Origin of the sequence: Streptomyces sp. NPDC002564, assembly GCF_042889645.1 — a bacterium.
In the GTDB taxonomy this organism is placed as follows: domain Bacteria; phylum Actinomycetota; class Actinomycetes; order Streptomycetales; family Streptomycetaceae; genus Streptomyces.
Genome location: NZ_JBIARE010000002.1, coordinates 732,240 through 752,832, shown reverse-complemented (window position 1 = coordinate 752,832; position 20,593 = coordinate 732,240). Strand labels below are relative to the sequence as shown.

At 73.0% G+C, this 20,593-nt stretch carries 18 protein-coding genes; 3 read left to right on the top strand and 15 right to left on the bottom strand.

Going from position 1 to position 20,593, the window contains the following annotated elements:
• Positions 1 to 147: 147 nt before the first annotated feature.
• Together ACFYXE_RS09625 and ACFYXE_RS09620 are read right to left on the bottom strand one after the other, a co-directional pair.
• Entirely contained in the window at positions 148 to 1,476 is a 1,329-nt protein-coding gene (locus ACFYXE_RS09625; protein WP_389310695.1) for a serine hydrolase domain-containing protein, read from the bottom strand.
• Positions 1,477 to 1,508: 32 nt separating this feature from the next.
• Positions 1,509 to 2,159 (bottom strand): NADPH-dependent FMN reductase, encoded by a 651-nt coding sequence (locus tag ACFYXE_RS09620; RefSeq protein WP_389310693.1) that lies wholly within the window; start codon positions 2,157 to 2,159, stop codon positions 1,509 to 1,511.
• Between the two features lie 158 nt (positions 2,160 to 2,317).
• On the opposite strand from ACFYXE_RS09620, the gene ACFYXE_RS09615 reads away from it, so the two are divergent.
• A complete protein-coding gene (locus ACFYXE_RS09615) occupies positions 2,318 to 2,974 on the top strand; it encodes a TetR/AcrR family transcriptional regulator (protein WP_389310691.1) in 657 nt (218 codons plus the stop codon).
• Between the two features lie 83 nt (positions 2,975 to 3,057).
• On the opposite strand, the gene ACFYXE_RS09610 is transcribed toward ACFYXE_RS09615, so the two are convergent.
• Entirely contained in the window at positions 3,058 to 3,456 is a 399-nt protein-coding gene (locus tag ACFYXE_RS09610) for a hypothetical protein (protein ID WP_389310689.1), read from the bottom strand.
• 251 nt (positions 3,457 to 3,707) lie between these two features.
• Between ACFYXE_RS09610 and ACFYXE_RS09605 the strand changes: the two genes are divergently transcribed.
• Positions 3,708 to 4,625 (top strand): aminoglycoside phosphotransferase family protein, encoded by a 918-nt coding sequence (locus tag ACFYXE_RS09605; protein WP_389310687.1) that lies wholly within the window; start codon positions 3,708 to 3,710, stop codon positions 4,623 to 4,625.
• 183 nt (positions 4,626 to 4,808) lie between these two features.
• Here ACFYXE_RS09605 and ACFYXE_RS09600 read toward each other — a convergent pair whose 3' ends face one another.
• The 5 genes from ACFYXE_RS09600 to ACFYXE_RS09580 form a co-directional block, all read right to left on the bottom strand.
• Positions 4,809 to 5,528, bottom strand: a complete 720-nt coding sequence (locus ACFYXE_RS09600) for a hypothetical protein (protein WP_389310685.1) — start codon at positions 5,526 to 5,528, stop codon at positions 4,809 to 4,811.
• Positions 5,529 to 5,804: 276 nt separating this feature from the next.
• Complete coding sequence (locus ACFYXE_RS09595) at positions 5,805 to 7,280, bottom strand: FG-GAP-like repeat-containing protein (RefSeq protein ID WP_389310683.1); 1,476 nt, start codon at positions 7,278 to 7,280, stop codon at positions 5,805 to 5,807.
• 227 nt (positions 7,281 to 7,507) lie between these two features.
• On the bottom strand, positions 7,508 to 8,431 hold the full coding sequence (locus tag ACFYXE_RS09590; protein ID WP_389310681.1) for an endo-beta-N-acetylglucosaminidase H: 924 nt from the start codon (positions 8,429 to 8,431) through the stop codon (positions 7,508 to 7,510).
• Positions 8,432 to 8,676: 245 nt separating this feature from the next.
• Positions 8,677 to 10,527: a protein kinase gene (locus ACFYXE_RS09585; protein WP_389310679.1), complete on the bottom strand. Its 1,851-nt coding sequence runs from the start codon at positions 10,525 to 10,527 to the stop codon at positions 8,677 to 8,679.
• A gap of 69 nt (positions 10,528 to 10,596) precedes the next feature.
• Entirely contained in the window at positions 10,597 to 11,397 is an 801-nt protein-coding gene (locus ACFYXE_RS09580; RefSeq protein WP_389310677.1) for an SAM-dependent methyltransferase, read from the bottom strand.
• A gap of 719 nt (positions 11,398 to 12,116) precedes the next feature.
• Here ACFYXE_RS09580 and ACFYXE_RS09575 point away from each other — a divergent pair.
• Positions 12,117 to 12,839: a phosphatase PAP2 family protein gene (locus ACFYXE_RS09575; protein WP_389311405.1), complete on the top strand. Its 723-nt coding sequence runs from the start codon at positions 12,117 to 12,119 to the stop codon at positions 12,837 to 12,839.
• Between the two features lie 75 nt (positions 12,840 to 12,914).
• Here ACFYXE_RS09575 and ACFYXE_RS09570 read toward each other — a convergent pair whose 3' ends face one another.
• Genes ACFYXE_RS09570 through ACFYXE_RS09540 form a run of 7 tightly spaced genes read right to left on the bottom strand, consistent with a single transcriptional unit; the run spans position 12,915 to position 20,593 of the window.
• Positions 12,915 to 14,240 (bottom strand): glutamate-1-semialdehyde 2,1-aminomutase, encoded by a 1,326-nt coding sequence (locus ACFYXE_RS09570; protein WP_361164759.1) that lies wholly within the window; start codon positions 14,238 to 14,240, stop codon positions 12,915 to 12,917.
• Between the two features lie 7 nt (positions 14,241 to 14,247).
• A complete protein-coding gene (locus ACFYXE_RS09565; protein ID WP_389310675.1) occupies positions 14,248 to 14,820 on the bottom strand; it encodes a dTDP-4-dehydrorhamnose 3,5-epimerase family protein in 573 nt (190 codons plus the stop codon).
• Positions 14,817 to 16,076 carry a polysaccharide pyruvyl transferase family protein gene (locus tag ACFYXE_RS09560; protein ID WP_389310673.1) on the bottom strand — a complete coding sequence of 420 codons (1,260 nt, stop codon included), beginning with the start codon at positions 16,074 to 16,076 and terminating at the stop codon, positions 14,817 to 14,819. Before ACFYXE_RS09560 ends, ACFYXE_RS09565 begins: the two co-directional genes overlap by 4 nt.
• Positions 16,073 to 17,020, bottom strand: coding sequence for a glycosyltransferase family 2 protein (locus tag ACFYXE_RS09555; RefSeq protein ID WP_389310671.1), 948 nt, complete (start codon positions 17,018 to 17,020; stop codon positions 16,073 to 16,075). The genes ACFYXE_RS09560 and ACFYXE_RS09555 overlap by 4 nt, the downstream gene beginning before the upstream one ends.
• Positions 17,017 to 18,300 carry a hypothetical protein gene (locus tag ACFYXE_RS09550; protein ID WP_389310669.1) on the bottom strand — a complete coding sequence of 428 codons (1,284 nt, stop codon included), beginning with the start codon at positions 18,298 to 18,300 and terminating at the stop codon, positions 17,017 to 17,019. The genes ACFYXE_RS09555 and ACFYXE_RS09550 overlap by 4 nt, the downstream gene beginning before the upstream one ends.
• Positions 18,297 to 19,571, bottom strand: a complete 1,275-nt coding sequence (locus ACFYXE_RS09545) for a DUF4910 domain-containing protein (RefSeq protein ID WP_389310667.1) — start codon at positions 19,569 to 19,571, stop codon at positions 18,297 to 18,299. The genes ACFYXE_RS09550 and ACFYXE_RS09545 overlap by 4 nt, the downstream gene beginning before the upstream one ends.
• Positions 19,568 to 20,593, bottom strand: coding sequence for an SDR family oxidoreductase (locus ACFYXE_RS09540; RefSeq protein WP_361164776.1), 1,026 nt, complete (start codon positions 20,591 to 20,593; stop codon positions 19,568 to 19,570). The genes ACFYXE_RS09545 and ACFYXE_RS09540 overlap by 4 nt, the downstream gene beginning before the upstream one ends.

Sequence of the window (20,593 nt, the reverse complement as noted above, 5' to 3'; positions counted from 1 at the left end):
CCTCCGCCCTCCGCGGCGCCCGCACAGACACGGCGTCCCCTGGCCACGGCAGGCGCCCGGTGGAGTGCGCGCGTCATGGGTGCGGTCGCCCGGCCCGGCTGTTGAGGGCCGGGATCACGCGTGGCTCACGCCTGGGTCACGTGAGGCTCACGCGTGGCCGTCGGCGGCCGAGGCGGCCGTCGCGGCGCGCACGACCGCGGCGATCAGGGTGTGGTTCTCGGCCGCCGGGACGTGCCCGCGAGGGGCGAACCGGCGGCGCGTGTAGCTGTACGCGATACCGCTGTCCGGGTCGGCGAACGCGTCGGCGCCCACCGCGCCACTGTGCCCGAACGCCCGTGCGCCCAGCACCGGATAGCGCACACCCTGCGCCTCGAAGCCCAACAAGAAGTGGTCCCTCTCCCCCGTGACGAGGTCGGTCCCGGGGGTGTGCGGCGTGGTGAACTCCGCGAGGACGTGCGGGGCCAGGAGTGCGGGGTCGCCATCGACCGCAGAGATCGCTCTGGCGTAGAGCGCCGACAGGCCGCGTGCACTGCCGACGCTGCCGCTGGAGGCGGGCCCCTGGGCGCGCACCGCACGGGTGTTGGCGAAGTCGACCAGGTCCGTCGGCGGCTCGGCGTGCAGGTTGAAGGCGAGGTACGTGAGGCTGCCTGGAGCCGGCGGGGTGCGGGGAGCCGCGTCCTGCCGCGGTTGCACGGGCAGGTAGCGGGGCTCCTCCCGCTCGGGCAGGCCGAGATGGAAGTCGAGCCCGTACGGGCGGCGCAACCGCTCCTCGTAGTGCTGCTGGAGGGTGCGTCCCGTGGCGCGGTACACCACCTCGCCGGTCAGCGCGGTGACGGTGAAGGCGTGGTAGCCGTAGTGCCCGCTGCCGAGCGGCCAGGCTGGTGGGAGCCCGGCCAGCAGCGCGGCCAAGCGGCGGTCGTCGGCGAGGTCGGCGGTCGTCGGTCCCGTCGGGGCGCCGACGAGTCCGGCCCGGTGGGCGAGCAGGTCGCGCAGGGTCAGCCGGTCCTTGCCGGCGGCGGCGAACTCGGGCCAGTCCGCGGCAGCGGGACGGTCGAGGTCGAGGACGCCGTCCTGCGCCAGCAGCGCCACCACCAGGTGCGCGGCTCCCTTGCCCGAGGAGTAGAGCGCGAACAGGGAATCCCCGGTGACGCCGGGCCCGGTCCACAGGTCGACGACCCGGCGCCCGTGCAGGTGCACGGCGAGCTGCGCGCTCAGCCCGGGCTCGGCGGCGGCCACGGCGGTGAACTCCCGCCGGACCGAGGCGAACCGATCGTCGGTGGCGCCGTGGACGGGTGGCGGGGCACCCGTGCCGGTGTCCGTCGCGGCCTCAGTGGCCGTGGCGGTCGATCTTTCGCTCGTGGTGGCGGTCGCCCTCTCGGTCGTAGTGGTGGTCGTTCTCCCGGGCGTGGTGGCGGTCGCCCTTTCAGTCGTGGTGGCGGTCACCGTTCCGGTCGTGGTGGCGGTTTTCGCTGTCATGACGGTGCTCCCTTCAAGCCGCTTCGGCTGTTTCACGCCGCCGTGGCGACGGGGGCCCCACCCGTGCCGGAGGCGTAGTCGGTACCGGTACCGGTACCGATGACGGGGCGTGAGCTGCGGCGCGCTTCGGCTCTGACGATCAGGGCGTCCAGGAGGTCGCCCAGCAGGGTGCGCGTCACCGGATCGGTGAGGGCGCCCGCCTCGTCGAACCGTTCGTGCGAGCGGAAGACGATGACCTCCGGCTTGGCGATGACATCGGCGTCGGTCCAGAGGAACACCTGCCGCAGCGCCAACTGCGCGCGGACGGAGCCGAAGTTGGTGGGCGCGGCGCCCATGAGGGCGATCGGCTTGCGATGCAGGGGAAGACCCTCGGTGCCGCTCCAGTCGGTGCTGGCCCAGTCGATGGCGTTCTTCAGCACACCGGGCACGGAGTAGTTGAACTCGGGCGTCGCGATCAGCAGGGCGTCGGCGGCGGCGATGCGCCCGCGCAGGTCACGGACGGCAGCCGGGCGGAGTTCGGCGTTGTCGAGGTCCATGTCGTAGGGCGGGATGTCGCGCAGTCCGTCGTAGAGGTCCACGAGGACATGCTCGGGAGCGAGGTCGCGGGCGGCGCGCAGCAGCGCCGTGTTGTGGGAGTCGGCGCGCAGGCTGCCGGAGATGGCGAGGACGTTCAGCGGGGTCACGGTGGGATCAGCTCCGATGCGTCGTGTCGTGGAAGGTCGGCGCCCAGGCCGTCGATGTCGACGACGGTGGGCGTCGACGACGGCAAGCGCTCTGAACTGTACGGTCCAGTTCAGATGAACTCAACTGTTCAGTTCAGAAGCTTGGTACGCTGCTTCCGATGAACGACTCCACGACCACCCCGACCACACCGTTCGCCGCCAAGCGGACCCCGCCGGGCGGCGAACGCGCCGCGCGCAAGCGTGCGGCGATCATCGGCGCCGCCAAAGAGCAGTTCCTCCGGCACGGCTTCGGCATCGGCGTGGACCAGATCGCCGCCGAGGCGGGTGTGTCGAAGGTGACGATCTACAACCACTTCGGCAGCAAGGAAGACCTGTTCACCGAGGTGGTCGGTGACGCCCTGGAGCAGGCTCTGGGCGACTCGGCGGCGGCGATGAGCCGGCCGGGCACGGCGGACGCCGACCTCCGCGAGGTCCTGACCGCTCTCGCCAGGGGCTGGGTGAAGGGCATCGCCCAGGACGAGGTGCTGGCGCTGCGCGCCCTGATCGCCGCGGAGTCCCGCCGCTTTCCCCAACTCGGCCGCGCCTGGCGTGCGCAGGGCCCCGACCGTTTCGCCGAACCCCTGTCACAGGCACTCCGCTCCTGCGCGGAGCTGCACGTCCCCGACATGGAGGTGGCGATCCTCCAGTTCTACGCGCTGGTGCTCTACCCCCACATCGTCCACAGCGCGTACGGCGAGCGCCTCTCCCCCGACCTCGCGGAGCGCTTGGTGGAGCGCGGCGTGGACATGTTCCTGGGGTACTACCGCAATGGGTGACCGTACGGAGTGGCCGTGAGGCGTGCCCGTAAGGAATGACCGCTAGGGGCGGCTGCTTCGGGCGACGTCCCCACGGGGCCGCCTCACGCCGGCTGGTCGGGGTCGCAGCTCGCGCGGCGCAGGCCGATGGCGCGCAGAGCGGCGTTCATCGCGACCTGGTCGCCGTGCCGGACCGCGTGCACGGCGCCTTCGGTCTCGTCGAGCAGGCGCGCCGGGACGGCGGGCTCCCCCGACACGTGCCAGATGACACCGCTGGGCGGGTCCAGGTCACGCAGCTCCTGGAACAGCGCGGCCAGCTCGGCCGGGGTCCCGGGGACGGCGGTGTCGATGATGACGATGTCCGGGAGGAGCACCCTGGCCTGGGCCAGCGCGACGGGCGGGCTGCCGGCGTGCGAGATGACGCGGTAGTGCGGGCCGTCGTGGATCAGCGGGCGCAGGGCCCCGATCAGGTCGTCGTCAGCTACCAGCAGCACGGTCATCATGCAGCCAGCATGCGCGCAGGGGGTCGGTGCCGCTCCGGGAGAGCGACCGTCGAGCTCCGGCCACGCGGGCTCGTTCGCCGGGGGGCAACCGCTCGTGGCGCGTGGTCACCGGGCATGCCCGGGGAGGACCGTCGGCGCCACCGCTCGGGTCCGACTGCCGCCGAGCGCCCGTGCCGGAAAGCCCCGCACCCGGCCGCACCGGGGGCCTCCGCCCGTCCCGTCGCCCCGCACGCCCACTACGGTGAGGCCGCATGACCCGTACGGAGACCGAGATCACCGCGGAGCTGGTCAGGGAACTGCTGCGCGACCAGCACCCCGACCTCGCCGACCTCCCTCTGAGGCTCGGCGCGCTGGGCTGGGACAACCAGCTGTGGAGGCTCGGCGACGACCTCGCCGTGCGGCTGCCCTGGGCGACCCGGTCGGCCGACGCGTTACTGCACAAGGAGTACGACCGGCTGCCCGGCCTGGCGCCGCTTCTGCCGCTGCCGGTGCCCGTCCCGCAACGGCTCGGCAGGGCCTCCGAGCGGTTCCCGCGCCCCTGGCTCGTCACCACCTGGGTGCCGGGCGAGCCCGCCGACCGCGCCCCCGCCACCCGCGGCGACGAGGCAGCCGACGCCCTGGCCGCCTTCCTGACGGCCCTGCACCGCCCGGCACCCGCCGGGGCACCCGCGGGCCGTGACCGCGGACGCCCGCTCGGCGAGCTCGGCGACCACTTCACCGAGCAACTCGCGTCGGCCGTCGCCCTGGGGCCGATCGCCGACCCGGACGGGCTCCGCGAGGTCTGGGAGGACGCCCGCGCCGCACCCGCGTGGGAGGGGCCTCCCGTATGGCTGCACGGCGATCTGCACCCCGCCAACGTGCTGACCGCCGACGGCACCTTCTGCGGCGTGATCGACTTCGGCGACCTGTTCGCGGGCGACCCGGCCTTCGACCTCGCCGCCGCCTGGATCCTGCTGCCGGACGGTGCCATCGACCGGTTCCACCGGGCCTACCGACCGTCCCCGGACACCGCCACCTTGCGGCGGGCCCGGGGCTGGGCGGTGCTGCGCGCCTTCTCCTGCGTCTTCATCGGGGACGCGGGCGACCACGGCCGCCCCGGTGGCAAGCCCACCTGGGGGCCGCCCGGCCACGCGGCCCTGCGGCGCCTGGCGGCCGCCGTCGGCCGCTGAGGAGGTACCGGCGCCTCTCAGGACCTGCGGCCGGGCCCGTCGACGATCCTCTTGGGGTCCGCCGTGTTGCTCAGCGCGTCGCCCTCCTTCACGGCCGTACCACCACGGCCTGGCGTGGTCGCGCGTCAGGGCGGGTGCGTTCTGTTCTGCACACCCGCCGTTGCCCGCAGGGCGGCGAACGGTTCACGGCGTCCCGGGGCTCCGATGCGCCGGGCGGTGGTGTTCGCGGAGGTACGGGCTGTCGAGGCGGGTGTCGTCGACACGGTCGCGCACCTCGGTCAGCAGCCAGTCCAGCAGCTCCGGTGCGGCGTGGTACTCGTCGTAGAAGCCCATGTGCAGGTCCGTGATCTCGCACTCGAACAGCACGTCGTCGACGAAGTCGGCCAAGTGCGCGTCGGCGGAAGGGCGTCGGGTGGCCGTCCAGGTGTCCAGCCAGGGGCGCACACCGCCGGTGGCGACGGTGATGAGGCTCAGGGTGCTTCTGACGGGGACGGGGCTGGGGTACGCGCTGGGGTGCGTGTGCAGGGTGGCCTGCCACCAAGCAATCCAGACGTCGTTCAACGCGCGGACCAAAGGGGCGTCCCACGTGGTCCAACTCGCCTGCAGCAGGCGGGAGGCGATGAGTTCCTCGTCGACGTACGACTGACCGGTGACGACGGACCGGACGATGCGCGGCACGAGTCGGCGGTAGAGACGCGCGAAGTCGTCCCAGTGGTCCGGCACCTCGCCCGCGACGGCGGACACCATGTCGTCGGGAATCAGGTGCAGCGGCCCGGAGAGGTCGGCGAAATTCTCCTCCCCGTAGCAGTACGTGCATCCCCTGACCGGGAACGGTTCCTCGACGGCGAACGCACGGTCCAAGTCGTCCAGGGCGAGCGTCAGTTGGTGTCGGGCATCAGACATGGGGGCCTGCCGGGGGACTCCGCCGGGGCGGCCGGCGAAGATCGCAGGCTATCAGGAGCGCCGTACGCCGGACCGCTGCCCGGCGCCGTACGCGGGCGCGATCGGGCGGGCAGGCCGTCGCCGCCTGCCCGCCCGGTGCCCCATCCCCAATCCTCGATGCCCGAGGCCCAATCCCCGACGCCCGATGCCCGATGCCCGATCATCGTCCACGGGGCCGTCCGCCCGCCGTCGGCATCCTGCCCGGCCTCGAACGGATTGCGGACCCGTGACAGGGGATCAGGGAATCACCACTCCGGCGCCGTTGTCGTCGCTCAGGTTCTCGCCGAACAGCGCCTTCGTCGCCGGTGCGCCGATGTCCTGCGGGTTCTCCGCGACCGAGTTCTTGGCCGTCAGACCGGCGGTGGCGCCGCGCAGCATCCAGACCGCGCCGCCGTTCACGATGCTGCCCAGGTTCTCGCCCGGCGCGCCCGCGGTCAGGTCGGCCCTGCCGTCACCCGTCACGTCGAGGAGGCGCAGCGAAGCGCCGAACACGTCGCCGGACTCGGCGACCCCCGGCACCCCCTCCGTGTCCTGGTGGAACGCCTGCGCGCCTGTCCCGCCGAGGCCGTTCTTGCCGCCCTTGAGCAGGACCACCGCGCCGGCCTTCTTCTTCGACCCGATCGCCTCTCCCGGGACACCGACGGCCAGGTCGGGATACCCGTCCTTGTTCGCGTCGCCCGCGCTCAGCCGCCCGCCGAACTGGTCGCCCTTCTCGCTGGCACCCGGCACGCCCGCCGTGTTCTGCGTGATCGTCTGCGTACGCGTCTGGCTGGGGCCGGACGCCGAGCCGTAGTAGATCTTGACGGTGCCGGAGTCCTCCTCGGTGCCCTCCGTGTCCCCGTTCACGAAGATCCGGGTGGCGAGGTCCGCGTAGCCGTCCTGGTCGAAGTCGGCGACGGCGGCGCCCGCCGCGGAGTTCAACGCCTTCGGGGTGGTGGACAGGCCCGTCTTCGTGCCGAGCCACAGCTTGCCGCCCTCGGCGTGGTTCTCGTAGACGTAGAACGTCGCGAGGTCCTCGATGCCGTCGCCGTTGAAGTCGCCCGTGGCCGTGGTGTTGATGAAGTTGTCCGTGCTGTACACCTTCACCACCTGCTCCCGGGCGGGCGCGCCGGCGCGGCTGAAGGGGCCGTAGAGCACGTTGTGGTCGTCGTACTCGTCGCCGTTGCGCATGAACAGGTCCACATGGCCGTCGCCGTCGTAGTCGCCCGCGGTGAGGTCGTCGCCGACCTGGGCGTTCACGGGTGCGGGGATGCGGACGGCGCCCTGCCCCGTGATGCCGGTCGTGCGGCCCCACAGGACGATCACCGACCCGTTGGCGTTGTTCTCCTCGCGGTGGTCGCGGGCGACGAGCGCCAGGTCGGTCAGGCCGTCGCCGTCCAGGTCTCGGGAGACCATCGCGTAGCCGAAGACCTGGTTGTCGCCGGAGGCGCCGGGCACACCGGCCGTGTCCTGCGTGATGACGGTCGTACGGGCCGGGTCGAGGCCGTGCGCCGAGCCGTAGCTGATCGTGACGTAGCCGGCCCACTCGTGGCCGCCGACCTTCGCACGGGGCGCGGACACGGCGACGTCCTGGTAGCCGTCGCCGTCGAAGTCCTCGCGCACGGTGGCGGCGCCGTCCTTCGCTGATGCGGTGCCCGCGACGAGCGGGACGCCGAGCGAGCCGATCAGGGCGGCGGCCACGGCGGTCGACAGGGCGGGTCGGCGGATGCCCACGGTTCCTCCTTAGGGCGCGTACGTGTCGTGACACGGACGCGCGGATGTGATTCATCTGCGAGACACGCGACAACGGCCGATGGTTGTGCGCTGAACGAAAGGTGTCGCCGGGATGGCGCAGGCCGCGCCTCCGACATCGTTGTCGGAGGCGCGGCCTGCACGGTTCGCAGCCCTACGGAGTGCGGCTCGCCCCGAGGGAGTGTCGAGCGCGGTGACCCACGGGGGCCCTACGGCTTGTAGACCGCGGCACTGCCGTACAGCTCCTTCGTGAACGCGGAGACGTCCGCGCTGCGGTCGTTGCCGTCGAGGTTGTACGTCAGGTACACGCCGTATCCCCCGCTGACGGTGCGGCGGGCGAGGTCGGTCACCGTGCTCTGCGGGGTCCGACCGATCTCGACGGCGGCCGGGGACAGCTTCGACTTGGGCAGAGCGATGCCGGGAACCTGCCAGGTGCCGTAGTACGGGTTCCAGGCGTAGTCGAACTTGGACGAGACGTCGACGCCGCCGTACGAGAGGCGCGACGCGGCCGGGCCGATGTTGTAGAGGCTGATGATCTTGTTGGGCATGTTGGCGCGCAGCGCCGTCACCAGGTGCACGAACGAGCTGGCGTTGGGCTGGCCGGTGCCGTTGTTGCCGTACTCGGCGTACTCGTCGTCGAAGTCGATGCCGTCGAGGCCGTACTTGGTGACGGTGTCCGACATCTGCTTCGCGAACGTCGAAGCGGCCTGCTGCGAGGGGAAGTTGGCGAAGCCCGCGCCCTGATGGTTGCCGAGCACCGAGAGGACGACCTTGATGCCCTTCTGCTGCAGCGGGCGTATCTGGGTGGCGGCGTTGTCGAGGACGCGCTGCACGTTCTCGTTGAAGTGCAGGTACGCCGCCTTCTTGGTCGTGTCGTAGTTGATGTTCGCCGCGAAGATGACGGCGACGTCGAAGGCGTTGCCGCCGCCGTTGGCGAGGGTGTATTTGCCGACGTTCAGCATGCTGTTGTTGTTCACCTCGACATACGCCACCGAGGTCGGCCCCTGCTTCTTGGGGGCGGGGGCGGCGGCCGCTGCCGCGCCGCCCGTGGCGGTCGTGCCGAAGGTGAGGGCCGCGACGGCCGAGAGCGCGAGCGCGGCCGCCCGTGCTCTGCTCCGTACCAGAGTGAACATCGTTGATCGGTCTCCCATCGCATGGGTCGGCGCCCGACCTGTTCGAAAGCGCCGAGTGAGCCCTCCGAGTTTTCCTCTCCCATGGTCGAATGCCGTGAATCATGCGCGATTTCTTCACGACTCCCACGCATGTCATGCGTCGATCCCGCCTCGCGCGAGCGCGAGGGAGAGCACGCGCAAGGGAGAGCACGGGAGTTGACCGTCGCGGAGCCGCGGGGGGACCGACCGGTGCCCGAGAAGTCGCGTCAGGTCAGCCGGAACGTCGTGAGCACCGCCCGGTGGTCCGACGGCCACCCCTGACCGCCGCCGATGGTCCGGGACGCCACCGTCCTGGTGGCGCCGCCCTTGTGCAGGACGAAGTCGATGCGGTCCTGCGGCTCGGGGTAGTCGTCGTGGTCGGTGTTGCGTTTGTGCACGGTGGACCAGGTGTCGCCGCGGTCCGCGGCCGGGTCCGGGTGCGCCTCGCGGAAGGAGTCCTCGAAGCCGTTGTCGGCGAACGCCTTCGTCGCCGGCCACTCCACCACCGAGTCGCAGTGCCGGTCCTTCGTGTCCTCGGTCCAGTCCAGGTGGGACGGCCCGTTGAAGTCCCCCGCCACGATCGCCGGGGACGACCCCGTCCACCGGGCCACGGCCTCGCCCTGCGCCTTCCGGGTCTCCTCGTCCGCGTAGATGTCCGCGTAACTGTCCCCGTCGAAGCAGGCGTTGTACGGGCCGTAGTCCTCCGGATCGAGGCGCACCGAATACACCCACACGCCCTCGACGCGCACGGCGACCGCCTCCGCGCCGCTGTCGTCGTCGGCGAAGGAGTCCTGCTCCTGCACCGGCTTGCGGCTGATCAGGTCGACGCCGAGGTCGCTGTCGCTCTCGCCGCCCCTGTCGGTGCGGTGCTTCCACCCGAGCCGGTCGGCGATCTCCCCGGTCAGCGTGTCCGACGACTCCTGCAGCGCCACCACGTCCGCGCCCGACAGCCTGATCGCCCGCGCCATGGCCTCGGCACCGTGCTCGACGTGCTGTCCGGCGTCCCAGGCGTTCAGCGTCATCACCCGCAGCTTCTCGTGCGCGGGCGCGGGCGCCGCCTTGCCGTCGTCCGCCCCGCCGCCCGGCGCGGACTCCCTCGACAGCATCGAGGCGGCCGTCACGCCTCCGCCCACCAGGGCCAGCGCGGCCGCGACGACGAGCGGGCGGCGCATGCCGCGCAGGCGACGGCGCCGTCCCGGCCCCGGGGACGATCCCGGCGGCGGTCCCGTCCAAAGGTGGGTGTCCCCGCGCTCCGCCGGCGGCTCCCCGGCCACGGCCCGCAGGAGCCGCGCCGCTTCCTCGGACGTGGGGCGCGCGCCGGGATCCTTGCGCAGCAGACCCGCCAGCACGTCGCGCAGCGGGCCCGCCGCGGCCCGGAGGTCCGGCTCCTCGCTCACGACGGCGTGCAGGGTGGCGGCCGGGACGGACCGCGCGAAGGGCGAGTGGCCGCAGAGCAGCGCGTACAGCGTGCAGCCCAGGGAGAACAGGTCGCTCGCCGCCCCGACGTCCTGCCCGTGCAGCCGCTCCGGCGCGATGTACTCCACCGACCCCATCACCCCGCCGGGCACCGTCAGCGAGTCCGTCCCGGCCAGCGTGGCGATCCCGAAGTCGCACAGCACCACCCGGCCGTCCGGCCGCACCAGCACGTTCGCGGGCTTCACGTCGCGGTGCAGGGCGCCGACGGCGTGCACCGCGGCCAGGGCGTCGAGGAGCTGCGAGCCGATCTCCGCCACGCGTACGGTGTCCAGGGGGCCGCTCCGCGCCAGCTGCTCGGCGAGGGACGGCCCGTCCACGTACTCCGTGACCATCCACAGCCGGTCGTCCTCGTGGACCAGGTCGTAGACGCCGATCACATGCGGGTGCGCGACCCGGGCCACGGCGAGCGCCTCGCGGCGCGCCCGCTCCCAGCGCTGCTCGCCCGCTTCCCCGGACGGCTGGACGTGCATCTCCTTGACGGCCACGACCCGCTCCAGGAGCTGGTCCTCCGCACGCCAGACCGTCCCCATTCCGCCGCGCCCGCGGGGCTCGATCAGGGAATACCGACCTGCCACCGGACGCCGTCCACCCGCACTGCTCATCCGTCCAACCTACTGATCACCCCGCGTGCGGCCACAACCGGGCCGACGAAAACCTCCGGGGCCCGCGGGTCAGGGCTTGCGGGCGACCGCCCCGTACATCGCGATGGCCCGGTCGTCGATCCCTTGCTGCTCGGGGCCCGGGCGCCACTTGTGCACCTGGGTGACTCCGGGGTCCACCAGGTCGAGGCCGTCGAAGAACGACGTCGCGGTGGCCAGGTCCCGCAGCGCCATCGGCATGCCCTGCTGCTCGTACTCCTCGGCGACCCTGCCGACCTCGCCGGGCGCGAAGTCCTTGGTGCCGATCGTCATCGCGAGGAAGCTGCCCGACGGCAGCGGTTCGAGGAGCCGCCGGACCAGGCGGCGGTCGTCCGGCGGCAGGATGAAGTGCAGGATGCCGATCACCATGAGGCCGACGGGTTCTCCCAGGTCGATCAGCTCGCGGAACTCCGGGCTGTCGAGGATGGCCTCGGGGTCGTGCATGTCCGCGTCGATGTAGGCGGTGGCGCCCTCGCGCGTGCCGTGGAGGAGGGCGCGCGCGTGCGCCACGACGATCGGGTCGTTGTCGACGTAGACGACATGCGCATCCGGCGCCACGCGCTGCGCGACCTCGTGCAGGTTGGGGGCCGTGGGCAGGCCGGTGCCGATGTCGAGGAACTGCCGGATGCCCTGCTCCGCGGCGAGGTAGTGCCCGGCCCGGTGCATGAACCGGCGGTTCTCCAGCATGTGCACCGGAAGCGCGGGCCAGTGCGCGCACATCGTGTCGCCCGCCTCGGCGTCGACGGCGTAGTGGTCCTTGCCGCCCAGGATGTAGTCGTACACCCGCGCCGAGTGAGCCGTCGAGGTGTCGATCCGATCTCCCGCGCCGTGCATGGGCCGCTCCGCTCCTGGTCGTTGACGATGTCCCCCAGACGCTACAACGTGCCACTCCCCCAACGGCTTTACCCGGCCACTCCGCATCGCCACCCGTCACCCCCCGTCACCCGGAAAACCGGTGGAACCGCGCTCCCCCGGCCCGTTAGCGTGCTCCCGCCCCGGTCCCCTCCGCGAAGGACGAGCCGTTGTACGTCAAGTGAGAACCCCCGAGCGCTGATCCGTCGCGCGTCGCCCTGGTGCGCCGCGCTCCTTTCCGCTGCGGTCCTCTCACTGGAACCGGTGTCCTTCCGTGTCACATGCCTCGTCACCTACCTCGTCGCACGTCTCGTCACATGCATCAGAGAAGCCCCACGCGTCCCTGCCCTTCATGAGCCGGGCGGCCGTGCCCACCTCGCCGTCCCTGCGACAGGCGGACGGACGCTTGCGTGTCCCCGCCCAGCACGCGCTGCCCGATACGGTCGCGCGGCGCCGTCCCACGCTCGTCCCGCGCCGGGCCGACCGTCCCGCCTGGCAGTCGCCGTACGGTCCGCCGTCCGGCCGGGCGCAGCGTGGCCAGTGGCGCCGGTCCGGCGTCAACAGGGCGCGGATCACGGCCGATCGGCCGGAGACGACCCCGCGGCGCCGCCGTGCGAACGCCCCGGAACTGAGAAGATGACCGGGTGACGGACGACGAGGTCATCGACGACTCTGAACGTGATCTGCCGGTCGGGTCCGGCCTGCGCGGACCCACCGGACGCGGTGCGCGCGAGGCCGCCCGGCCGGCGGACGCGGTGCTGCCACCAGCGCTGCGCGCGTGGTGCGGACCGGTCGCGGCGCTCGCCGCGCTCGTGGTCGTCGTGCTGGGGGTGCTGTACGCCGGGCACACTCAACCCGGCACGGTGGACCGGTGGTTCGTCGAGCCGACGGAGGACAGCGTGCGTCCGCCGTGGCGGGGGCTCGCGCTGGCCATCGACTTCCTGGGCGAACCCGTCGGGGCCGCCGTGCTGGTTTTGGCCGCCGTGGCCGGATGCCTGCTGCGGCGGCGCCCGCGTGCGGCGGTGTTCGTCGTCGTCGGGGTCGTCCTGACGGTGGGGACGGGGACCCTGCTCAAGTCCGTGGTGGGGCGCACCATCCACGGCGACGACAACCTGTCGTACCCGAGCGGGCACACCGCCTTCCTCACCGCGCTCGCCGTCATGACGGCGCTGCTCGCCCTCGGCCGCCTCCGCCTCGGAGGGGCGGCCGCCACGGCGTTCGTGCTCGCCGTCTCGCTGGCCGCCGGAGCGGCCATGGGCTGGGCCCAGGTCGCCCTGGGCGCGCATTACCCGACCGATGTCCTCGGCGGCTGGTGCATCGCGCTGGCGCTGGTGCCGGCGGCCGCGTGGCTGGTCGACCTGGTGGCCGACCGGCGCGGCGCGCGGGCGGCCGATGTCGAGGGCCGGGAGGAGGTACGCCGCTGATGTCCCCGCCCGGGCGGGCGGAACATCAGCGGCGCCGTCACACCGCCCCGGCGGCGCGACGGCGGTGACGGACCGTCACACCCGGGGCCGGAACACCGGCTTCACCGGGCGGCCGCCCACCCACGGCGTGGGGTCTCCGGCGTCAAGAGCCTTGCGGTACACCGCACATGCCTCGGCCACGACCTCGACGGTACGGTCGATGTCCGCCGCTTCGAGGGCGCTGCTGACCACGAACGACGGGGCGAGGACCCCGCCCGCGAGCAGCCTGCGCAGGAAGAGGGTGCGGTACGCCTGCGACGGCTGCCCGTTCTCGTCGAGGGTGGCGAAGACCAGGTTGCTGGACCGGCCGCGGACGACGACGTGGTCGGCGACGCCCATCCCCGCGGCGACCTCGCGCACGCCGGCGGCCAACCGCTCGCCGAGCGCGTGCAGCCGGGCGGTGATGCCCTCCTTCGTGTAGATGGTCTGCACGGCCATGGCCGCGGCCAGCGAGTGCGTCTCCGCGCCGTGCGTGGTGGACAGCAGGAACACCCGGTCGCCGGAGTGGCGCAGCCCGCCGTGCTCCATCAGCTCGCGGCGCCCGGCCAGCGCGGAGACGGCGAAGCCGTTGCCCAGCGCCTTGCCGAACGTGGAGAGGTCGGGGACGACGCCGTACAGGCTCTGGGCCCCGGCCTCGGACCAGCGGAAACCGGTGATCATCTCGTCGAAGACGAGGACGCAGCCGTGCCGGTCGGCCAGTTCGCGCAGACCGGCGAGATAGCCGGGCGGCGGCTCGGTGTGCGTGGCGGGTTCGAGGATCAGGCAGGCGATCTCGTCCCGGTACCGGGTCAGGAGCTCCTCCGTGGCGGCCAGGTCCCCGTAGGGGAAGGCCACGGTGAGGTCGTTGGTCGACTCCGGGATGCCCGCGGGCATCGGTGTGGTGCCGATGAACCAGTCGTCGACGGAGAAGAACGGATGGTCGCCGCAGAGGGCCACCCGCGGCCGCCCGGTGGCGGCGCGGGCCAGGCGCACCGCCGCGGTGGTGGCGTCGGAGCCGTTCTTCGCGAACTTGACCATCTCGGCGGTGGGCACCGTGGCGAGGAAGCGCTCCGCGGCCTCGACCTCCACGACGGAGGGCCGCACGAAGTTGCTGCCCCGGTCGAGCTGGTGCCGGACCGCCTCCAGCACGCCCGGGTGGGCGTGGCCGAGGCTGACCGAGCGCAGTCCGGAGCCGTACTCGATGTAGCGGTTGCCGTCGACGTCCCACACGTGGGCGCCCCGGCCGTGGCTGATGACCGGCGCCAGGTCCTCGGGGTACTGGTCGTCGCCCTTGGCGTAGGTGTGCGCGCCGCCGGGGACCAGGGCGTGCAGCCGCTCGTTCGCCTGTCGCGACCGGGGCAGGGGGAACTCTTCGCTGTCCACGCTGACTTCAGCTCTCTTTCTGCTGCGGATGCCCGCCGAGCCGCCGCAGTACTTCGGCGAGGCCCGGGGCCTTGCGGTCCCGGTCCGACACCGAGGTGGCGGGCAGCGGCCAGGGGATGTCGAGCTCCGGGTCGTCGAAGGCGATCGTGACGTCCTCGGCCGGGTCGTGCGGGCGGTCGATCCGGTACGAGGTGTCGGCGGTCTCGGTCAGTGCCTGGAAGCCGTGCGCGCAGCCCGCCGGGATGTACAGGGTCTGCTGGGTCTCGCCGGACAGCTCGAAGAAGGCCCGGTTGCGGTACGTGGGCGAGTCGGGGCGCAGGTCCACGACGACGTCGAAGATCCTCCCGTAGGAGCACCGGACCAGCTTCGCCTCGCCCGCGCCGGAGCGCAGGTGCATGCCGCGCAGCACGCCTCGGACCGAGCGGGACACGCTGTCCTGGATGAAGGCGTGCGGGTCGAGGCCCACCGAGCGGATCACGTCGGCGTCGAAGGTGCGGCAGAAGAAGCCGCGTTCGTCGGCGTGGGGTGTCGGCTCGAAGAGGTGGGCGCCGGCGACGGCCGGGACTTCGGTGGCTTTCATGTGTTCTCCCGCAGGGCGTGGGGCGTGGCGCGGTCGGGCGCCGGGAACAGGGCCGCGGTCAGGGCGCTGAACTGGTGGGCGAGTTGCCGGGCGGCGACCAGGTTCCGCTCGGCGAGGGTGTGCCGCAGCTGTGCCGAGCGCTCCTCCAGCGCCCGGAACTGTGCGAGCAGCCGGTCCGGGTCGACGTCGCGGGCCGGGTGGCAGTAGGCGCCGAGGCCCATCCGGTCCATCAGCGCGTCGCTCTTGGCCGCGTAGCTGAGGGCGAGCGTCGGGGTGCCGGCCTTCAGCGCGCAGACGAGGTTGTGGTAGCGGGTGGCCACCACGGTGTCGGCCGCCGCCGTCTCCTTCATCAGGTCGGCCAGCGAGGCCGCCCTGGCGGCGGTGACCAGCGGGGAGTCCACCGCGGCCAGGATCGCGTCGACCACCGGCGCGTCGCACGCGTCGCCGGTGAGCAGCCGGACCGGCCTGCCGTCCTCGACCAGGGCGCGGACGAAGCGGGTGGTGCCGTCGAGATAGCGCCGGTGGATCTCCTCGGCCCTGGCCCGGTCGTCGTCACCGCCGTGGAAGTCCATGACGCCGACGCAGACCGTTCCGGCGGGGCGGCCGGCGGGGGCGCTTCCCTCGTCCGTGGGCAGGGCCCCGTCCGTGGGCAGGGCGAAGGCGAGGTCGGGGTAGACCTCGTCGCGGGAGGTGTCCACGCCCATCGTCCGCATCGCGTCACGGGACGGGGCGTCCCGGTAGGAGCGGTAGGCGGCGCACCGCGCCGCCCCGCGCACCAGGGCCCGGGTCAGCCGGTTGCCGATCGGCCCGGCGCCGACACCGACCAGCGCGACCCGGGTGCCGAGGAGCCTGCCGGAGGCGCAGAGCAGGAACAGCGCGTACGGGAAGCCCCAGGGCCGCAGCGGCAGCGTGGCCTCCAGGACGCCCATGCCCGGCACGATCACCACGTCGTGGCGGCGCACCCAGGCGGCGGTGCGGAAGATGTCGACGACCTTGCCGAGGCCCTTGCCCGCGACCGCGCCCGCCCGGGAGGCGGTGCGGTACTCCCCGCGGTACCAGTGCAGCCGGGTCGCGGGAATGCCGTAGCGGGCGCCGACGATCTCGGGGCCGCCGCACAGCGCGTCCACGGCCGCCTCCGGGTGCTCGGCGCGCAGGTAGCCGAGGACGGCCTCGAGCGACCCGTCGTTGCCGAGGTTGCCGGAGCCCAGCAGGCCGAACACCCCCACGCGCACCGGGGTTCCGTCCGCGGACGTCATGCCTGCCTCCCCTCGCGCCCGGCGACGAGGGAGTCGACGGAGACGTCGAGGCGGTCCGGGTCGACCGGGGTGCGGTCCTCGACCCGCTCGCCGGCGCCCGGCCGGGCCCGGCTGGTCAGCCAGGTGAGGAGGTGGCGGTGGCAGGCGCGGCGGTCGGCGGCGGACAGCGGCGCGCGCTGGATCGCCGAGGCGAAGCCGAGGACGTACTCGGCGAGGAGCCGGGGCGTCGGGTGCAGCGGACCCGCCCGGCGCGGGTCCAGGTTGACGCACCGGGAGCGCTTCGAGGGGTTCGCGCGCTCGGCGCGGGTGGGGTGGTCGCGGCGGAAGTACAGCACCTCGGGCACCTGGTGGAACGGCCCGTGCAGGGTGATCTCGGCGACGAACGTGCGGTCCGCGTGGTGGTAGCTGTCGTGCGGCTTCACGCGGCGCAGCACGTCGGCCCGCAGCACGCCGTAGAAGTCGTCGCCGCCGGGCTCGAACAGCAGGCTCCGGAAGCGCTCGGGCGCGCTGGGCAGGTGGGTGGCGAGCCCGTACGCGTAAGGGACCTTCACCTTGCCGTTCTCGTCGATGACGGCCTGGTCGGAGTGGGCGAGGATCACCTCGGGCCGCTCGTCGAGCGCCTCGACGCAGCGGCGCAGCAGGTCACGGGCGTACAGGTCGTCGTGGGACGCCCACTTGAACAGCTCGCCGCGGCACTCGGTGAAGACGTAGTTGTGGTTGGGCGCGGCGCCGATGTTGCGGAGCAGCCGGATGTAGCGGATGCGTGAGTCCTTCGCGGCGTAGCGACGGCAGATGTCCTGCGTCCCGTCGGTCGAGGCGTTGTCGGAGATGACCAGCTCGAAGTCCTCGTACGTCTGGCCGAGCAGCGCGTCGAGGGACTCGGCGAGGTACTCCTCGCCGTTGTAGACGGGCAGGCCGATGCTCAGCCGGGGTTGGGCGGTCATGTCGTCCTCACTTCGGGAAGGGTGTTCCGGTGGCGCTCGTGCAGGGCGGACCGCAGTTGCAGCCACCACACGGCCGAGCCGCAGACGGTCGCGGCGGCGACGCCCCAGGCCGAGCCGACCGTGCCGCCCGCGACGGCGCCGCCGAGTCCGCCGCTGACATAGCAGGCGGAGGCGAAGAGCTGGCAGCGCAGGCTGCGCCGGGCGGCGGCGAGGGCACGCAGGCCGGCCGCGGCGCCGGTGCCGAGGCCCGCGGCCGCGACGCCGAGCGCGGCCGGCACGATGAGCTCCGAGGCGGCGGGCCACACGTCGCCGAGCACGAACTCGCCCGCCCGGTCCGGCATCAGGAGCAGCGCCGCGCCCCAGAGCAGCGCGGCGGCGGCCTGTCCGCCGCCGAGCAGGAGGCAGAACCGGCCGAGCCGGTGCGGGGCCTGCCGGAGCACCCGCGCCGCCTCGGCGACGGTGACCAGCGAGAGGCCCATCAGCAGGGCGAGGAAGGGGCCGAGCAGGAGCTCGGCGCCCCGCACCGCGCCCACCGCGCCGACCCCGACGATCGCGCCGAGCCCGTACGCCCGCAGCTGGCTCGCGCCGCTGAGGCTGACGTTCTCGACGAGGTAGCGGTAGCCGAGGTCGCGCTGTTCGCGCAGCCATCCGCGCGCCCGGGTCACCCGGGGCCGGATGCCGGACTGGAAGCAGCCGTACACCGCGGCGACCGCGGCGGACGCGCCCCAGGCGAGCACGAAGGCGGCCACGCTGCCCACCTGGGCGGCCACGACCATGGCGGGGACGAGGGCGACGCCCCACACCAGGTCGTTGGTGAACGCCTTCTGTCCGGCGCCCGCGGCGAAGAACGCGAACCGCCAGGCGTCCTGCAGCAGCAGGGCGGGCAGGACGACGCCGAGGCAGACGAACGCGGGCCCCACCCGGCCGCCGACGCCGAGCCCGACCAGCAGGCACGCGGCGCCGAGGACGCCGCCCACGGCGAGGGCGGCGCCCGACGCGCGGGCCGCCGCCGTGCGCCAGGCCTCGGTCGGCACGCCGCTGAAGCGGACCACCAGCGGGTCGGTGGCCAGCCCGCGGGCGACGTTGAGCACCACGCCGTAGGTCAGCCACGCCAGGCTGAACACGCCGAACGCGGTCACTCCCAGCGAGCGTGCCACGTAGATGCCCACCGCGAAGTTGCTGATGCTGGAGGCCGCCTGGTCGGCGAGCCCCCAGGACAGCCGGCCGGCCATGGCGCGTTTCGCGGTCCGCTTCTCCCCCTCGGTGGCCATCGGCGTCATGCCTTGATCAGCCCGGCGCCGTGCAGGGCGTCGGCCGCGGCGGCGACGGTGTCGAACGGCAGGTCGGACCGCTCGGCGATGTCCAGCAGGCCGTGCTCGCCGTCGGCGAGGCTGAGCACCCAGAGCATCGCCAGCTGGGCCTGTTTCGCGTCGCTGCGGCCGCCGAGCGAGTCGTACAACCCCCGGCGGCCCAGCTGGGGTTCGCCGTACGGGCTGAGGTTGACGTAGCTCCGGTTGCGGTCGAGCACGGCGAACGCCTCGCGGCAGACGGCGAGGGTGTCCGCCATCGCCTGCGGGGTGACGAAGCCCGGGTTGTCGGCCGAGGTGTGGTACTCGGGGTACCCGGCGTACGGCGTCCGGCTGAGCGAGCCCACGCCGAGGTTGAACCCGGGCGAGCAGAACTGCCGCTCGTCGTAGCCGTACGGCGTGAACTCGGTGACGCGGTGCGGGCGTTCGGAGGTGCCGAGGACGTGCCGCATCACCCGGTCGATCTCCGCGTCGCCGCGCCTGCTCTGCTTGTACGTCAACTGGCCGGGGTCACCGGCGCAGGCCAGCACGAGTCCGTGCTTGACCCGGTCGATGCGCTCCGCGTTGCGGGCCAGCCAGGTGATCGCCCCGATGGTGCCGGGCGCGAACAGGAACCGGTAGGTGTAGTACGGCGTGGTCCGCGCCAGCGCCTGGGCCAGGAACGTCGCCACCGCGATGCCCGCCAGGTTGTCGTTGGCGAGCGACGGGTGGCAGACGTGGCAGGAGACGATCACCTCGTCGGACACCTGGCCGGGCACCACGTGCTCGGCGTAGGTGAGGTGGCCGTCCGCGAGGGTGGAGTCGATGCGCACCTCGTAGTCGCCGTCGGGCAGCGCGTCCAAGGTGTCCTGGGACAGGCAGAAGCCCCACTCGGGCTTGTAGTAGCTGGTGCGGTAGGGCACCCAGGCCGGGTGGTCCGGCAGCGTGTACAGGTGCTCGCGGAGCTCGGCGAGCGGCAGGGTCGCCGCGACCGGCACGCTGTAGCCGAGCACGTGCAGGCTGGACGCGGCGAAGTCGACGACCCGGTTGCCCGCGGTGTCGGCGACGTACGCGTCCCGGATGTTCCACTCCTGCGGCACGGTCCAGTCGAGCACCTGGGTGCCGGTGGGCACCTCGTGGACCTGCAGCGGGATGTACTCGCCGACGATGTCCAGGGTGGCGCGCACCCCGTCGCCCGTGATGCTCCGGCAGAGCGGGTAGAGCCGCTCCACCAGTTCGTGCATGTCCTCGCCGGTCGTGGTCATCGGCGCCGCCGCAGGGTGTCGTCGACGGTGCCCGCGTCGGACGCCGCGCGCAGCACGGCCAGGCGGGTGAAGCGTGCCTGGAAGTCGTCGCTGTTCAGGCCGTGCTTGCGGTAGGCCTCGGCGAGTTCGAGCGCGCCCTGCTTGACCGTCCACTCGCAGTCGAAGCCGGGGACGGCGGCGCGGAACCGGGAGAAGTCGACCCGGTAGGAACGCGGGTCGGCGCCGGTCTCCCCGGTGATGACCACCTTCGAGCCGGCCACCGCGTCGGCGACCTGCTCGGCGATCTCGGCGACGGTGACGTTGTTGGTCTCGCTGCCGATGTTGAAGGCGCGGTCGTGGACCGCTTCCCGCGGCGCGGTCAGCGCGGCCGTGAAGGCCCGCGCGATGTCGGCGGCGTGCACCAGCGGGCGCCACGGGGTGCCGTCGGACATGACGAGGACCTCGCCGGACAGCAGGGCGTGGCCGACCAGGTTGTTCAGCACGATGTCGGCGCGCAGCCGGGGCGAGAAGCCGAACGCGGTGGCGTTGCGCATGTACACCGGGGTGAAGTCGTCGTCGGCGAGGGCGTGCAGGTCGTCCTCCACGCGCACCTTGGACTCCGCGTACGGCGTCACCGGGCGCAGCGGGGCGTCCTCGCCGACCAGGTCGCCGCCGCCCGCGGCGCCGTAGACGGAGCAGGTCGACGCGTAGAGGAAGCGCCGTACCCCGGCCTCTTTGGCCAGCCGGGCGAGGCGGACCGCGGCGTGGTGGTTGATGTCGTAGGTCAGTTCGGGCGCCAGGGAGCCCAGCGGGTCGTTGGACAGTGCGGCCAGGTGGATCACGGCGTCGACCCCGGCGACGTGTTCGGCCGTGACGTCGCGCAGGTCCACCCGGTGCCCCGAGGGGTCGGCGGGCGTCGGGCCGAGCACGCAGTCGGCGAACAGGCCGGCGTCGAGACCGATGACCTCGTGCCCGGCGGCGGCGAGGACCGGGGCCATCACGGTGCCCAGATAGCCCTGGTGTCCGGTCAGCAGTACGCGCAA

Coding starts and splice junctions, on each gene's coding strand:
- ACFYXE_RS09615 (WP_389310691.1), top strand. CDS start 2,318: ATGAACGACTCCACGACCACCCCGACCACACCGTTCGCCGCCAAGCGG.
- ACFYXE_RS09585 (WP_389310679.1), bottom strand. CDS start 10,527: ATGAGCAGTGCGGGTGGACGGCGTCCGGTGGCAGGTCGGTATTCCCTG.
- ACFYXE_RS09565 (WP_389310675.1), bottom strand. CDS start 14,820: ATGAAAGCCACCGAAGTCCCGGCCGTCGCCGGCGCCCACCTCTTCGAG.
- ACFYXE_RS09560 (WP_389310673.1), bottom strand. CDS start 16,076: ATGACGTCCGCGGACGGAACCCCGGTGCGCGTGGGGGTGTTCGGCCTG.
- ACFYXE_RS09550 (WP_389310669.1), bottom strand. CDS start 18,300: ATGACGCCGATGGCCACCGAGGGGGAGAAGCGGACCGCGAAACGCGCC.
- ACFYXE_RS09605 (WP_389310687.1), top strand. CDS start 3,708: ATGACCCGTACGGAGACCGAGATCACCGCGGAGCTGGTCAGGGAACTG.
- ACFYXE_RS09555 (WP_389310671.1), bottom strand. CDS start 17,020: ATGACCGCCCAACCCCGGCTGAGCATCGGCCTGCCCGTCTACAACGGC.
- ACFYXE_RS09580 (WP_389310677.1), bottom strand. CDS start 11,397: ATGCACGGCGCGGGAGATCGGATCGACACCTCGACGGCTCACTCGGCG.
- ACFYXE_RS09625 (WP_389310695.1), bottom strand. CDS start 1,476: ATGACAGCGAAAACCGCCACCACGACCGGAACGGTGACCGCCACCACG.
- ACFYXE_RS09610 (WP_389310689.1), bottom strand. CDS start 3,456: ATGATGACCGTGCTGCTGGTAGCTGACGACGACCTGATCGGGGCCCTG.
- ACFYXE_RS09590 (WP_389310681.1), bottom strand. CDS start 8,431: ATGTTCACTCTGGTACGGAGCAGAGCACGGGCGGCCGCGCTCGCGCTC.
- ACFYXE_RS09600 (WP_389310685.1), bottom strand. CDS start 5,528: ATGTCTGATGCCCGACACCAACTGACGCTCGCCCTGGACGACTTGGAC.
- ACFYXE_RS09545 (WP_389310667.1), bottom strand. CDS start 19,571: ATGACCACGACCGGCGAGGACATGCACGAACTGGTGGAGCGGCTCTAC.